Raw genomic sequence first — 14671 nt, 5'->3', positions numbered from 1 at the left:
TTCGCGAGCAGGCTCGCTCCCACAGGGGAGATATATTCCGACAGTCATACCGCGACCTCTTCACCTTCGGCTTTGGATTTGCCAAAGCGCCTTCCGAGGCGGTCGAAGTACAGGTAAATCACCGGCGTGGTGAACAGCGTCAACACCTGGCTCACCAACAAGCCGCCGACCATCACCAGACCCAACGGCTGACGCAGTTCCGCGCCAGACCCCGTGGCCAGCATCAGCGGCACTGCGCCGAACAACGCCGCCAGCGTGGTCATCAGAATCGGCCGGAAGCGCAGCAACGCCGCTTGATAGATCGCCTCTGCCGGGGCCATGCCCTGGGTGCGTTCGGCGTCGAGGGCGAAGTCGATCATCATGATCGCGTTCTTCTTGACGATACCGATCAACAGAATGATGCCGATGATCGCGATCATGCCCAGGTCGTTGCCACTGAGCAGCAACGCCAGCAAGGCACCGACTGCGGCGGACGGCAAGGTCGAAAGAATGGTGATCGGGTGGATGTAGCTCTCGTAGAGCACGCCGAGGACGATGTACATGGTCACCACCGCCGCCAGAATCAGCAGCAAGGTGCTCGACAGCGAAGCCTGGAACGCCTGCGCCGCGCCCTGGAACTGAGTCTGCACGCCGACCGGCATGCCGATGTCCTGCTGCACTTGCTCGATGATGTCCACGGCATGCCCCAACGCCACGCCCGGCGCGAGGTTGAACGACATCATCACCGCCGGGAACTGGCCGATGTGAGTGATCGCCAATTGCGCCTGACGCTCTTCAACATGCGCCAGACTCGACAGGCGTACCTGCGCGCCGTCGGTGGTCTTGACGTGAATCTGATCCAGCGCCTGCGGGCCGATCTTCTCCCCGGCCTGGGCTTGCAGCACCACGCGATACTGGCTGGCCTGGGTGTAAATGGTCGAAATCTGCCGCTGGCCGAAGGCGTCGTACAGCGCATCGGTGATATTCGCCACCGACACGCCAAGGCGCGATGCGGCGTCGCGGTCGATCACCAGATAGACCTGCAAGCCTTTGTCCTGCAGATCACTGGCCACGTCGGTCAACTCCGGACGCTGGGCCAGGGCTTCGACCAGACGGCCACTCCACTGGCTGAGCAATTCGGAGTCCGGCGAGGACATGCTGAACTGGTACTGGGTGCGGCTGACCCGGTCCTCGATGGTCAGATCCTGCACCGGCTGCATGAACAGACGAATGCCGACCAGTTTGTCCAGTTGCGGTTGCAGGCGGGAAATCACTTCACTGGCCGTCAGATCGCGCTCGCCATGGGGCTTGAGGTTGATCAGCAAGCGGCCGCTGTTGAGCGTAGCGTTGTCGCCGTCGACGCCAATGTAGGACGACAGGCTCTGCACCGCCGGATCTTCAAGAATGATCTTCGCCAGTTGCTGCTGCCGCTCGCCCATCGCCGCGAAGGAGATCGACTGCGGCGCTTCGGAAATACCCTGAATCACCCCGGTGTCCTGCACCGGAAAGAAACCCTTCGGCACGATCACGTAAAGGAATACGGTCAACGCCAGCGTGCCGATGGCGACCAGCAAGGTCAGCGGCTGATGCTTGAGCACCCAGCGCAGCATCCGCCCGTATTCCTTGATCATCCAGTCGATGAACGCACCGCTGGCGCGGTAGAAACGGCCTTGCTCGTGTTCTTGCGGTTCACGCTTGAGCAGACGCGCGCACATCATCGGCGTCAGGGTCAGCGACACCACCAGGGAAATCAGGATCGCCACCGCCAGGGTGATGGCGAATTCGCGGAACAGGCGCCCTACCACGTCGGCCATGAACAGCAGCGGAATCAGTACGGCGATCAGCGACAGGGTCAGGGAAATCAGGGTGAAGCCGATCTGTTTCGCGCCCTTGAGCGCGGCCTGCATCGGGCTGTCACCCTCTTCGATGAAGCGCGAAATGTTCTCGAGCATGACGATGGCGTCGTCGACGACGAAACCGGTGGCAATGGTCAGCGCCATCAGGGTCAGGTTGTTCACCGAGAACCCGGCGAGGTACATCACGCCGAAGGTGCCGATCAGCGACAGCGGCACGGCCACTGACGGGATGATCGTCGCACTGGCGCGGCGCAGAAACAGGAACGTGACCATGACCACCAGCGCGATAGCGATCAGCAGTTCATGTTGCACGTCGGTGACCGAGGCACGGATGGTCTGGGTGCGATCCGTCAGCACCGTGACGTCGAGGCCGGCCGGCAGATTGTCGGTGATGCTTGGCAGCAAGGCCTTGATGCGGTCGACCACTTCGATAACGTTGGCGCCGGGCTGTCGCTGGATGTTCAGCAACACCGCCTGATTCTGGTTGGCCCACGCGGCCAGACGCTCGTTCTCGGCGCCATCGACGATTTCCGCGACGTCCTTGAGCCGCAACGGTGCGCCGTTCTTGTAGGTCAGGATGAGGTTGGCGTAGTCCTCGGGCGAGGTCAGTTGGTCGTTGGCATCGAGCATCGACACCCGGGTCGGGCCATCGAAGTTGCCTTTCGGCTGGTTGACGTTGGAGGCGCCGATCAGCGTGCGCACGTCCGACAGGTTGAGGCTGTTGGCCGCCAGCGCTTCGGGGTTGACCTTGATCCGCACGGCCTGGCGCTGGCCACCGGCAATGCTGACCATGCCGACGCCGCTGATCTGGGCGATTTTCTGCGCCATGCGCGTATCGACCAGATCATTGAGCTTGGGCAGCAGCATGGTTTTCGAGGTGATGGCCAAGGTCAGAACAGGCGTGTCCGCCGGGTTGACCTTGTTGTACACCGGCGGTGCCGGCAGGTCGGTCGGCAGCAGATTGGTCGCGGCGTTGATCGCGGCTTGCACCTGCTGTTCGGCGACGTCCATGTTGATGTCGAGGCTGAAACGCAGGGTCAGCACCGAAGCGCCGCCGGAGCTGGTCGAAGCCATTTGTGTGAGGCCCGGCATCTGCCCGAACTGGCGTTCAAGCGGCGCGGTGACGGCGCTGGTCATCACGTCCGGACTGGCGCCGGGGTACAGGGTCATGACGCGGATGGTCGGATAATCGACCTGCGGCAAGGCCGAAACCGGCAGCAGGCGATAAGCGATCAGGCCGGCCAGAACAATGGCCAGCATGCTCAGGGTGGTGGCTACCGGACGGAGGATGAACAGCCGCGAAATGTTCATGCGCCCTTCTTGGCCTTATCGGCTGTGGTCGCATCGGGATTGGCGGCAGATTTGCCTTGCAGGTGTTCGGTCGGCGAGGTCGGCACTTCGCTGCTGTCATTGACTACTTCGACTTCGCTGCCCTCTTTCAGGCGATCGGTGCCTTCGAGCACCACGCGATCACCCGCGGCGAGGCCTTCGGTGACCACGGTGTTGTCACCGTCACTGGCACCGATTTTCAGTTGGCGAATGGTAACTTTCTTGTCGCCGTCCAGCGCATAGACAAAGGTGCCATTGGTGCCGAACTGAATCGCTGCCGACGGTGCCAGCACTACACCTTTGAGCGTGTCGGCCAGCAAACGAACATTGACGAACTGATTGGGGAACAGCGACTGGTCGCGGTTATCGTAACGGGCCTTGAACTTGAGGGTGCCGGTAGCGACGTCGATCTGGTTGTCGAGGCTTTGCAGCACACCGGTAGCCTGCAGCTTGGTGTCGCCCCGATCCCACGCTTCGGCAGGCAGTTTAGCTCCGCTGCGGTAACGCGCGAGCACGGTGTCGAGGCTGTTTTCCGGCAAGGTGAAGGCCACGCTGATCGGTTGCGTCTGGGTGATCACCGCGAGGAACGTGGTGTCGTTGGCGGCGACGAGGTTGCCGACGTCGACCTGACGCAGACCGACGCGACCGGCAATCGGCGCGCGGATCTTGGTGAATTCGAGATTGAGCTTGGCGTCGTTGACCGCCGCCTGATTGGTCTTGACCGTGCCCAGGTACTGGCCAACCAGCGCTTCGGCGGTATCGAGGGTCTGTTTGGCGATGCTGTCTTCTTTGTACAGGCCGCGGTAACGCTCGACGTCCACCTGAGCGTTTTTCAGTTGCGCCTGATTCTGCAGCAGCGTGCCTTCGGCCTGGAGCAAAGCGTTCTGGTAAGGACGCGGATCGATCTCGGCCAGCAGGTCGCCCGCCTTGACCATCTGCCCTTCTTCGAAATGAATCTTTACCAGTTCGCCGCCCACGCGGCTGCGAACATTGATGGTGTTCAGCGCGGTGACCGTGCCCAGCGCCTTGTAATACAGCGGGAAGTCGCCCTTCACCGCCGGCGCCACACGCACCGGAATCGGCCCGGTACCGCCGCCGAAGCCAGGCCGCATCATCCCCGAGCGCCCGGTATGCCCGGCGGCCGCTTTGTCGCCGCCCGCCTTGTCAGCAGAGCCGGTGGGCCAGAATTTCCAGCACAGGACAGCGATGACCAACAGGACCAGCAGGCTGATCAGCCAGCGACGGGATTTGCGGGGGGACGATTGCATGGAGTTATTGACCATTGGGCGCGTGGGCTTCTATTACGGGAGGCTGAACGATAAGCACTGAGTCGATTTAAGCAAAGCAGCTTTACCGGCAATTTACCTTCCACTTACGTTTCAAGGTGTGAGGCAAAACCCTGATACACAAATGAAAACGGCCTGGACAGGGCCAGGCCGTTAACAATTGTAAAAGTCTTACTTGAGAACGGACAGTGCCGCTTCGTAGTTAGGCTCTTCGGCGATTTCCTTGACCAGTTCGCTATGCAGAACGGTGTCGTTTTCATCCAGCACCACAACCGCGCGAGCGGTCAGGCCTTTCAGCGGGCCGTCAGCGATGGCCACGCCATAGTTTTCGATGAACTCGCTGCCGCGCAGAGTCGACAGGTTCTGTACGTTTTCCAGACCTTCAGCACCGCAAAAGCGTGCTTGGGCGAATGGCAGGTCAGCGGAGATGCACAGCACCACGGTGTTGCTGATGTCGTTGGCCTGGGCGTTGAACTTGCGCACGGAGGTGGCGCAGGTCGGGGTGTCGACGCTTGGGAAAATGTTCAGGACTTTGCGCTTGCCGGCGAAGTCTTGCAGGGTGACGTCGGACAGATTGCCGGCTACCAGGGAAAAGGCTGGCGCCTTGGAACCGGCTTGTGGCAACTGGCCGTTGACTTGAACCGGATTGCCTTTGAGGGTGACTTGAGCCATGACTTGAGTCCTTCTGTTTTTTGATTGGAAAGCATGCAAGAGGCGGAAGTTAACCACGAAATCGGCTGACGACCTATGCCCTGTTTGAAATTGTTGGGTGCTGAGCGGTGAAATTGTATACAACCCACCGCAGCTTCCCTGAAAGGGTGAGCCTGCTAGCGAAAGCGTTGTGTCAGGCAGGACATTCGAAACTGATACACCGAAATGCGAGCAGGCTCACTCCCACACTGAATACGTGTCCAGTGTGGGAGCGAGCCTGCTCGCGAAAAGGCAACCAGCCTTACTGCATCATTTGGCTTCAGATTTGAGTTTCAGATACGACTGATGCAGATCGCTTGCCCAGCCATCGATCACCGCTTTCATGTCGTCGGCTTTCATCACCTGGGAAGAGTTTTCCAGCGGTTTGCCGGTACCTTTGCGCACCACCTGCGCGATGACATGATTGGTCGCACCATCCATGAATACCGCTTCGGTGGCCAGCGTGGTTTCCTGGTCGCGGATACCAGTGGCCGTGCTTACTGCTGCGGCGACCAGTGCGATCGGGATCACTTCATAGACTTGCAGGCCTTCGGTCTTGCTGCTGACTGCGGTAATCGCCGGACGCACCACAATTACGCCCGGCCCGGGACCTGCGGCCAACGGCAGCGATTTGCCGAGTTCGCGCTTGAGCGCCTGATCGTAATAACTGGTGATGCCGTTGAGAGTCTGCTGGGGGATTTTCTCGGTGGCTTGCGGCTTCGGGTAGAGCTGGCTTGGCTCTACGTAAACGCTGGTGAATTTATTGATGTCGAGTTTCGGGTCCATCCAGCGCATCACCTCGGCACCAGAGGGTGACTTGGCCTCCTTCAGCTGGCTGTAATCCTTGAGAAAGCCGGAATACTGGTCAGGCTCGACGGTTTTGCTGGAACAACCCACCACGCCAAGGGTGGCAATGCACAGCGTGCCCATCACGACGGCTAGCTTCATGCTGTAATTCCTTTGAGAAGGCCAAGACATTTTGCATAGGGGAGATACAGGTATAGCCAAAACCCCGGCAAATGCGATGGCCAATTGCAAAGTTCACATCCGACAGCGCGTGTGCCTCGCCAACCGGTATTACCAGGACGATGTCTCGCCACTGCGCAACGCCATCTCTCGCCGGCTATTGGCGCGCATCGCCTTGATCAGCGATACCGTTCCCACCAGCAGAATCGCCGCACCAAACAAGAAGTCGATGTTGTATAGCTGGAAATCTTCCACCGGCCCGATCAGCAATGTACGCACCACCGCAATTCCCACCAGCGTCGCGAGAAAGTCGATCCCCGGTTCATCGCGGTAGAACACCAGCATCAGTGGCAGGCACAGCACCAGCAGAAGCAACAGCACCACGACCTTGAACGAGCCTTTGCGTTCGACGCTGAACGCGCACTCATGCGCCCCGTACGGCTTGTAGTCCTCATCGCGGATCATCGAGTTTTTCTCGTTGATGTAGTCGGCGCGGTTGTACTTCTGGATCGGCGTAAAGGTGTTGGACATCTCCATCAGCGTGGTGATGTTCTTGAAGCGCAAGTCGATGCGCTCGCTGCCCTTGAGGTAATACAGCACCGGTTTATAGCCGTAGCGATAGGTATCGAAGGGGAACGCGGCAGTCTGAGCGTGCACGCCGATTGCGCGAGGCTCAAGTTCGGCGAAGGCGCTTTTATTGGTCGACGAGAGGTTGCGGCTCAGCGGCTGCACCTTGACCTGCTCGAGGAAGATCGGCGTGACGCCGAACGACCACTGCAGCGGTTCCAGACGCAGGCGCAGTTCGTTGCGGCCCAGGTCGTAGCGGTTGAAGGTTCGTTCGGAAACCACCAGCGAGCCGCCAACCATGAATTCGCCACGCAGGTTGTTGGTGACGCGCAAGGTCAGTTGATCCTTGCCCACCAACGCCGCTTCACTGGTCGGTGGCGTGCCGCACCACGCGGTGCTTTCGCCGACACCGCCAAGCTGGCCGTCGCGGTTTTCCTTGAATACATAAAAGTAACTGGCCCACAGCGTCAGCAACAAAAGCGACGCCGTGAGACCGAGGATTTTTTTGCCCGGACTCACTGATCAGACTCCCTTCTTCGGTTCCATCGTCCAGCCGAAAACCCGCTGGCGACGGCGACTCTACCAAAAGGCCACCAGTGACCCAAGGGAAAATGCCGGATTGGCACCGAACCTAAGGGTTTCCCCGGTCTACGCCTCACTCCTCCTGCGGATGTGGCGCTGGCCCGGCGTCATGCTCAGATTGCTTGAGGGCTCAGGTGATGGAGATGCTTTTTGATGCGCTGGGCGTGATGTTTTTGTGGCTGGCGGCGGGCTGCCCTCACCCTAGCCCTCTCCCAGAGGGAGAGGGGACTGACCGAAGTGTTTGTAGGACTCACGTCGACCTGAAATATCGCGTCGAGCTCAAGTTTTGAACATCACTCGGTCTGCCCCCTTTCCCCCTTGGGGGAGAGGGCTGGGGTGAGGGGGTAAGCTTTTGATCTTAACCGCGATCGCGAGGTATCAGGCTCTGCAATTGCTGAGCAAGGAAATCGGCGTCGAAGGCAAACGTATCCGGATCCTTCAAGCCATTGGTCTTACGCCACTGCCATGCGCCATCCGCCAGGCCAACCAGCGAAATACTCCCGTACCGCGCCGCCGTCAGCCCCATCACTGCCAGGGAAATCTGCCCGCCGCTGCCCATCACATCCGGCACAAATTCCACCGGTTTGCCGGCAATCACAATGCTCAATTTTTCCGTCTTGAACGTCGAGGTTTCCACCGGCACGCTCGGCCCGGATGCGACATACGCCTCGCGACTGACCTCCAGCAGATTGGGCGCCTTGACCGGTTCAAGCCATTGTTCGATCTGGTCGAACAGCGCGCCAATCCGAGCCGCCCAAGCAGCCGATTGCGTGGTGAACAGTTGCTTCTTGTGCGCTTCGCTTTCGGCATAGTGGCGCAGCATCTCGCCCAGTTGCTGTACGTCGTTCATTGCGGTGTTCCTCGGAAAGGACCTGCGAAGGGTGATAGTGGCAGATCCCCGGCGCGGCGTACGTTTAGTTCTTGCAGATGCACAGTTGCGGGAAAGATCGGCGGTACAGTCAGTCGGTACTGGCGTCGAGTCTCGAACAGAAGGAAACTTCAGGCAGCCCTGAATGCTCGACACTGACATTTGCTTGAGGAAATCCAATGCGCACCATCGGCCTTATCGGCGGCATGAGCTGGGAGTCCAGCGCCGAATACTATCGCCTGATCAACCAACAGGTTCGCGAGCGCCTCGGCCCGTTGCGCTCGGCGCAGTTGCTGATGTACAGCGTCGATTTCGGTCCGGTCGAACAGGCCCAGCACGCCGGGCGCTGGGACGATGCAGCGGCGATTCTGGTGGATGCCGCGCGCAGGCTCGAAGCTGGCGGCGCAGAATGCGTGGTGCTGTGTACCAACACCATGCACAAGGTCGCCGAGCAGATTCAGGCGGCGATCATCATTCCGTTTTTGCACATTGCCGAACCCGCCGCGCAGGCTGCACTGGAAATCGACGCGCGCACCGTCGGGTTGCTCGGCACCGCGTTCACCATGGAGCAGGACTTTCTCAAGCAACGTCTGATTGCCCAAGGCCTGACCGTACTGGTGCCGGATGATGCCGAGCGCAAAGAGGTGCACCGGATCATCTACGACGAACTCTGCGTGGGTGTGATCAGCGAACAATCGCGAGAAATCTACCAAGGCGTCATCGAATCCCTGACCGCCCGTGGCGCCCAGGCAATCATCCTCGGCTGCACCGAAATCGGTCTGCTGATCAAACCCGAACACAGCGCCCTGACCCTGCTCGACACTACCGAGTTGCATGCGCAGTCAGCAGTGGCGTTCGCACTGGGCGACTGACTCAGGCTTTCGGGCTATTGCGTATACGGGCCATGCTCAGGGTGTCGACCCACTGTCCGTCGCGCACCGCGTAATCACGCAACAGCCCTTCGGTCTCGAAACCGAACTTGCGGTAGAGGCCGATGGCTGCCTCGTTATCGGCGTAGACCGTGAGTTCGACGCGGTGCAGATTCATCCAGTTATCGGCGACCTCCAGCGCCGCCGCCAACAACATCGATCCCACGCCCTTGCCCTGCCAAGCCGCCCCGACTGCCATGCCGAAACTGCCGGCGTGGGCGCGGCGCATGCGTGAATAAGCTTCCAGACCGAGATTGCCGATCACCACGCCCTGATGCAGCGCCACCAGTTTCAGCGCGCGCTCGTTGTCGGCCTGCAGTCGCTGGCGCCAGACCTCGGTGGATTGAAACGGCATTTGCAGCACTTGCCGTGCAACGACGGGGTCGTTGTAAAGCGCAGTGATACCTTCGAGGTGGGATTCGTTGGAGCGTTCGAGATGGATCGTGGAGGTTGGGTCTGACATGGGATCGGTCCGTGATCAGCGTGTGGCTGGTCACTCTAAACCGCTGATCTGGAATCTGGCGAGCGGCAATGGTGGGGGCGAGCCTGCTCGCGAAGGCGGTTGGCCAGTCACTGAAGCCTCGACTGGCAGATTGCATTCGCGAGCAGGCTCGCTCCCACATTTTGATCCAGCCCGGGCACAACCCCTGTGAGCACTGAAGATTCCTGTGGGAGCGAGCCTGCTCGCGAAAGCGACCTCATAGCCAACACCTGCTTCCCGGCAAAAACGTCTACCGTGCTGTCGCCAATTTTTTGCTTTTTAAACACCGCTGTTTAAATGACACCTGCTGACACGCCTTCCAGGCTACAAATCCTTGCGTCGTTGCCTACAGCCAAGCCAGAATCCGCCGGCTTGTGCGCCTTGGGGGCGGGTTCTATTGTGGTGCGGTCGCTGACGAATCAGCGATCGGGTCTCGCAGCCCGTCGATCTCTGGACGCACAACACCCGCTGTTTTTATGGCGGCTGTACGTGGGAGACCTTCGGGTCTGCCGGTTCTAGAGTCCCGGTCTGCGACCCGCGTACAGCTGTCACCAACCATTTCGTATCGCAGCGAAAGGTGGCAGCTCCGTCGACTCTAGGAGCTTTACCATGATCAAACCCACACCCAACCCACCCCAAACCGACCCCACCTCTCCCTACGAATCCCTCGACTCAAAAAAACTTCACCAAGCCGCCGACCGCGCCCTCGACCACTACTTCTGCCCACCCGGCTCGACCCCACCGCCGTTCAGCCCCCGCGCCATGTACGCCGTTACCGCCGACACCAAAAACGAAGACCTTCTGGCCAACGCCTGCGAAACCCTCGCCTCCGCGAAAACCATCGCCCAGGAATTCGCCGGACTGGTCAAGCCATCCCAGCGCCGAACGCTGATGGGGATTGCGCAGTTGATCATGCTCGGCGAACTGGCGGTGAATCGGGTGCTTGATAATCTGGAGTTGCCACAGTAGCGGGCCTTTGATGATCGTTCCCACGCTCTGCGTGGGAATGCCTCAAGGGACGCTCCGCGTTCCAGCTCTGGTGGGGACGCAGAGCGTCCCGGGCTGCATTCCCACGCAGAGCGTGGGAACGATCAACGCGTAAGCAATGAAGATTCCTGTGGGAGCGAGCCTGCTCGCGAAAGCGTCGGAGCAGTCAGCATTGCAACCGAACATTACGACAAAATCGCAGGCTGGCTCGCTCCCACAACAACCGCGCAAACAAGAGCCGGCTCGACCGCTCGTCTGAATACCGCCTGTACCTGTCAGATCTGACAGGTGTGCTTTTTTTCAAACTGGAGTGAGATGGATCCCATTCAATGCACGGCACGGCACGGCACGGCAAAATTCTCAGGGAGCGCTTCCATGGATATCCAGTCTTCGATTTTCAACGAATTGTTTGTCTTGTATCCGGTCATCATCAGGGGCTGGGTCACACCGGTGAAGCCGCAGGGCATTGCCCAAGGCGGGATTCCCAAGGTGCTTTACGATGGCGAGACGCAGGGTCTGGAATGTCTGATAGATCCGTGGACGGAAATGCAGCTCGCTTCCTGGACCATGGCCGCTGATGACCGCGTCGATCTGTACGTCAACGACAACCCTACTCCCGCAACGGGCAAGACCGTTGCCCCGGGCGAAGAACAACAGCGGGTGCGCTTGTACTTGCCCCACGGCTGGCTCAATCAGGGCGTCAATCGCCTGTATTACAAGGTCACGCGCGTAGGAGGTAACGATGAATCGTCTCGGGACACGCTAGCCCTCTACCATTTGCGTCTGCCGGAATCTCTGGATCTGATCATTCCGCCGGAAGTAGTACGTGAAGGCGTGGGGCCGGAGCTCGCCGCACGAGGTGTGACATTTGCGTTTACTTACACCAACCGACGCCACTTCGACTCCATCGTTTTTGCGCTCGGCGATACCACCGTGCGCTTCGACGTGCCCGACGCGCCGGCCCCGATCAACCTGACCCTGCTCACCGATACCTTCCAGCGTGCCGGTGACAACCCGAATGCTGTGGCGGAATTCAGAGTATTTGACCAATTGGGCAATGCCGTCATGTCAGGTGAAAAGCGCGTGGACATTCACCTCGGTCGCCTTTCTCTGCTGGCACCCACCGTCCGTGGCATGAACGGCAATCAGTTCAGTCCGACCACTCCGGAAATCAGAGTCCTCGTACCGCAGGGTTCGTTACTGCCCACCGACACGTTGTGGGTGAACTGGCAAGGCGCGACGGCTGTCCCTGAAGGCTCCTACCCAAGCCCGCCTCGGCTGGTCAGTGCCGGCCTGGAGATTGCGGTACCGCGCTCGGTGCTCGCCTACAGCCTGGGCCAACGGGTTGCAGTCAGTTATTTTATCGACCGCGACGACAAACCCGTGGAGTCGGCTGTGTTGCTGCTGGACATTCTGCCGCTGCCGGCAACCGCTTTGAACTCCCCGAAAATTGTCGAGGCCGATGCCAACAATTTTCTCGACATAACGGCGCTTGGCACCAAAAACGCAACCATTCATGCGCTGCTGCATACCTTGATTGAAGCTGAACAGCCCTGCTGGCTGCGGCTAGAGGGCAAGAAGGCGGACGGCACTGCACATGACTTGACTCTCTGGGCTGGGTTGCCAGCTAGAGTCAACAGCACTTGGATCAACCAGGGTTTCTGGCCACAGACACTGGCAAACAGTTATCTCGTTCAATTGGGGCATGGCACGACGCTGACGCTCAAATACCTGGTGGCGCTGGACAAGAGCAATATCGAAACGAACGCAGTGAAATTTCCGGATCGGGTTTACACGATCAAGTCTGTGGAACTGGTTGTGCCGACACTGGACAGGGTATTGGACTCGAACGGTGAGGAAGTGCTGGAAGGGGGATGGACGGTCAGCACTAGCTTAACGTTGTCGGGGACTGCGAGTAAGGGACTGGATATCGAGGTGTTCGATGATGATGGGTCGAGCACTGTTGCCAAAGGGCGAGCGACGGCCGACCCGCAGACGGGGATCTGGACACGGGAAGTAACTGTTGCTGAAGGGAAGCACCGGTTATTTGCGAGATCGTTGTATCACAGTGGTGAAGTTGATTCTGGCGCGCGGAGTTTTACTGTGGCAGCTGAAGTTGCCCCGACGATTGATTCGGTGAAAGGATTGCCAAGTAACGCCGAAATTGAAGAAGGTGGAACTACTGCAGACACTTCAGTAGCAATGCAAGGCTTGGCCTCGAAAGATCAATGGGTCGAGGTATCTGATAAAGAAGAGTTCAGAATCAAAGTCCCGGTGAACCACGAAGGCGTTTGGAAATACAGTGAAGATCTGACCGCAGGAAATCACAGCTATAAAGTCAAGGCACTGTATGGTAGTGGAAAAGTTTCCATCCCAAGAACTCTAAAAGTTGTTCCACCGCTATTGGTCGACATATCACCCGTACATCTCTCAGGGAGAAATTACGTCGTCGACCATGCCGCGCTTGGCTGGGCATTAACTGGAAACGATTTCCCAGATACAACCGCGACCCGGGCGGCGACAGGCGGGCAAGCACCGTACACCTACAGGTCGAGCATGCCCAACGTTGTATCTGTGGACGGCAACGGCATGATTCGTTCAATCGGGAATGGTGCAGCTAAAGTGATCGTATCTGAGGCTAGCGGACAACTTAAAGAAATCCCTGTCGTAGTAAGCAACGTGCAAACGGTTTTAATTGGCGGCGCCAACTTTACACACGCTGCGGCCAGTGCTTGGATCGCGCGCGTGGGGGGCAGTCCGTTTCCGAGCACCTTGGGCGAGATTGCACTACTTAACGTTAAATACAGACCGCTTTACGAAGCCAATTACTTTTGGGGATATATAAGCTCTGACATGGTTCGATTCACATGGGCCCGCACTAATTTCACAAACGCGTCAACAGGTGCCTCTTCCCCTTTCACTTACACAGCAGTCTGTGTGGCTAGGATCTAAAGTTACACAACGTTTCAAACAGAGAGTTTAACTACCTGGTTTCGACTGGTAGGTCGATTTGCACAAAGCGTGCACAAAGGGGCCTACACAAAGAGGACGGATTTATTTGACGAGAGATTTAAATAGCAGGGCGTGATCGAGGCTTTTCTTCTGATCGCGAAAGGGCCGTCAGGTTTGGCGCAATTTTTTGATTTAAACCAGGCGTTTAAAAGACACGCGCTGACACGCCTTCCAGGCTACAAATTCTTGCGCCATGGCCTACAGCTACGCCAGAATCCGCCGGCTTGTGCGCCTTGGGGGCGGGTTCTATTGTGGTGCGGTCGCTGAATGTTCAGTGATCGGGTTTAGCAGCCCGGGTTATCTCTAGACGCACAAGGTCTTGCCGTTATGGCGGCTTTGCGTGGGGCACTTCGGTGCGCCGGGTTCTAGAGTCCTGGTCTGCTAACCCACGTACAGCCGCCACCTCCTTCGTTAGCAGCGAACGGTGGCAGCTTCACCACTCTAGAGGCTTCACCCATGATCAAACCAACACCCAACCCACCCGAATCCGACCCCACCTCACCCTACGAATCCCTCGACTCAAAAAAACTTCACCAAGCCGCCGACCGCGCCCTCGACCACTACTTCTGCCCACCCGGCTCCACCCCGCCGCCCTTCAGCCCCCGCGCCATGTACGCCGTCACCGCCGACACCAAAAACGAAGACCTGCTGGCCAACGCCTGCGAAACCCTCGCCTCGGCCAAAACCATCGCCCAGGAATTCGCCGGGCTGGTGAAACCGTCGCAGCGCCGAACGCTGATGGGGATTGCGCAGTTGATCATGCTCGGGGAATTAGCGGTGAATCGGGTGCTGGATAATCTGGAGTTGCCGCAGTAGCGGGCCTTTGATGATCGTCCCCACGCTCTGCGTGGGAATGCCTCAAGGGACGCTCCGCGTTCCAGCTCTGAGGGGACGCAGAGCGTGCCGGGCTGCATTCCCACGCGGAGCGTGGGAACGATCAACGCGTAAGCAATGAAGATTCCTGTGGGAGCGAGCCTGCTCGCGAAAGCGGTTTGTCAGTCACTGTGGCTTCGACTGGCGGATTGCTTTCGCGAGCAGGCTCGCTCCCACTGTTGATGCGGTTTATTCAGTTACGGGTGCAGTGTCTGGGCTGGCGCCATCGCGAGCAGGCTCACTCCTACAAGGGGATCGGGTTAAGG

11 protein-coding genes are annotated in these 14671 nt (G+C 58.9%); 4 read left to right on the top strand and 7 right to left on the bottom strand.

Annotated elements, in window-relative coordinates:
* Positions 1-44: 44 nt before the first annotated feature.
* The 6 genes from ACZ9BE_RS10825 to ACZ9BE_RS10800 form a co-directional block, all read right to left on the bottom strand.
* Complete coding sequence (locus ACZ9BE_RS10825) at positions 45-3146, bottom strand: MdtB/MuxB family multidrug efflux RND transporter permease subunit (protein WP_056785779.1); 3102 nt, start codon at positions 3144-3146, stop codon at positions 45-47.
* Positions 3143-4447: an MdtA/MuxA family multidrug efflux RND transporter periplasmic adaptor subunit gene (locus ACZ9BE_RS10820; protein ID WP_476249386.1), complete on the bottom strand. Its 1305-nt coding sequence runs from the start codon at positions 4445-4447 to the stop codon at positions 3143-3145. Before ACZ9BE_RS10820 ends, ACZ9BE_RS10825 begins: the two co-directional genes overlap by 4 nt.
* Before the next feature lie 174 nt (positions 4448-4621).
* Positions 4622-5122: a thiol peroxidase gene (gene tpx / locus ACZ9BE_RS10815; protein WP_076563099.1), complete on the bottom strand. Its 501-nt coding sequence runs from the start codon at positions 5120-5122 to the stop codon at positions 4622-4624.
* 288 nt (positions 5123-5410) lie between these two features.
* Entirely contained in the window at positions 5411-6088 is a 678-nt protein-coding gene (locus ACZ9BE_RS10810) for a DUF3313 domain-containing protein (RefSeq protein WP_076563101.1), read from the bottom strand.
* Positions 6089-6217: 129 nt separating this feature from the next.
* Positions 6218-7192, bottom strand: coding sequence for a hypothetical protein (locus tag ACZ9BE_RS10805; RefSeq protein WP_252883764.1), 975 nt, complete (start codon positions 7190-7192; stop codon positions 6218-6220).
* Positions 7193-7613: 421 nt separating this feature from the next.
* Complete coding sequence (locus ACZ9BE_RS10800; protein WP_252878121.1) at positions 7614-8105, bottom strand: hypothetical protein; 492 nt, start codon at positions 8103-8105, stop codon at positions 7614-7616.
* Between the two features lie 197 nt (positions 8106-8302).
* Between ACZ9BE_RS10800 and ACZ9BE_RS10795 the strand changes: the two genes are divergently transcribed.
* Positions 8303-8995 (top strand): aspartate/glutamate racemase family protein, encoded by a 693-nt coding sequence (locus ACZ9BE_RS10795; protein WP_252878120.1) that lies wholly within the window; start codon positions 8303-8305, stop codon positions 8993-8995.
* A 1-nt stretch (position 8996) separates the two neighbouring features.
* On the opposite strand, the gene ACZ9BE_RS10790 is transcribed toward ACZ9BE_RS10795, so the two are convergent.
* Positions 8997-9515: a GNAT family N-acetyltransferase gene (locus ACZ9BE_RS10790; RefSeq protein ID WP_252878119.1), complete on the bottom strand. Its 519-nt coding sequence runs from the start codon at positions 9513-9515 to the stop codon at positions 8997-8999.
* A gap of 627 nt (positions 9516-10142) precedes the next feature.
* Between ACZ9BE_RS10790 and ACZ9BE_RS10785 the strand changes: the two genes are divergently transcribed.
* The 3 genes from ACZ9BE_RS10785 to ACZ9BE_RS10775 all read left to right on the top strand — a co-directional run bounded on the left by ACZ9BE_RS10785 (position 10143) and on the right by ACZ9BE_RS10775 (position 14348).
* Positions 10143-10502, top strand: a complete 360-nt coding sequence (locus tag ACZ9BE_RS10785; protein WP_252878118.1) for a DUF6124 family protein — start codon at positions 10143-10145, stop codon at positions 10500-10502.
* Positions 10503-10895: 393 nt separating this feature from the next.
* Complete coding sequence (locus tag ACZ9BE_RS10780) at positions 10896-13472, top strand: hypothetical protein (protein WP_476249385.1); 2577 nt, start codon at positions 10896-10898, stop codon at positions 13470-13472.
* A gap of 516 nt (positions 13473-13988) precedes the next feature.
* Positions 13989-14348 (top strand): DUF6124 family protein, encoded by a 360-nt coding sequence (locus ACZ9BE_RS10775; RefSeq protein WP_095179914.1) that lies wholly within the window; start codon positions 13989-13991, stop codon positions 14346-14348.
* Positions 14349-14671 lie beyond the last annotated feature (323 nt).

The organism is Pseudomonas sp. TE9122 (assembly GCF_056278925.1).
The sequence above is the reverse complement of the archived record's forward strand: the minus strand, read 5'-3'. Positions and strand labels throughout refer to the sequence as shown.

What these genes read in the sequence shown, in the direction of transcription:
- ACZ9BE_RS10825 (WP_056785779.1), bottom strand. Translation starts at nt 3,146, where the DNA reads ATGAACATTTCGCGGCTGTTCATCCTCCGTCCGGTAGCCACCACCCTG.
- ACZ9BE_RS10820 (WP_476249386.1), bottom strand. Translation starts at nt 4,447, where the DNA reads ATGGTCAATAACTCCATGCAATCGTCCCCCCGCAAATCCCGTCGCTGG.
- tpx (WP_076563099.1), bottom strand. Translation starts at nt 5,122, where the DNA reads ATGGCTCAAGTCACCCTCAAAGGCAATCCGGTTCAAGTCAACGGCCAG.
- ACZ9BE_RS10810 (WP_076563101.1), bottom strand. Translation starts at nt 6,088, where the DNA reads ATGAAGCTAGCCGTCGTGATGGGCACGCTGTGCATTGCCACCCTTGGC.
- ACZ9BE_RS10800 (WP_252878121.1), bottom strand. Translation starts at nt 8,105, where the DNA reads ATGAACGACGTACAGCAACTGGGCGAGATGCTGCGCCACTATGCCGAA.
- ACZ9BE_RS10795 (WP_252878120.1), top strand. Translation starts at nt 8,303, where the DNA reads ATGCGCACCATCGGCCTTATCGGCGGCATGAGCTGGGAGTCCAGCGCC.
- ACZ9BE_RS10790 (WP_252878119.1), bottom strand. Translation starts at nt 9,515, where the DNA reads ATGTCAGACCCAACCTCCACGATCCATCTCGAACGCTCCAACGAATCC.
- ACZ9BE_RS10785 (WP_252878118.1), top strand. Translation starts at nt 10,143, where the DNA reads ATGATCAAACCCACACCCAACCCACCCCAAACCGACCCCACCTCTCCC.
- ACZ9BE_RS10780 (WP_476249385.1), top strand. Translation starts at nt 10,896, where the DNA reads ATGGATATCCAGTCTTCGATTTTCAACGAATTGTTTGTCTTGTATCCG.
- ACZ9BE_RS10775 (WP_095179914.1), top strand. Translation starts at nt 13,989, where the DNA reads ATGATCAAACCAACACCCAACCCACCCGAATCCGACCCCACCTCACCC.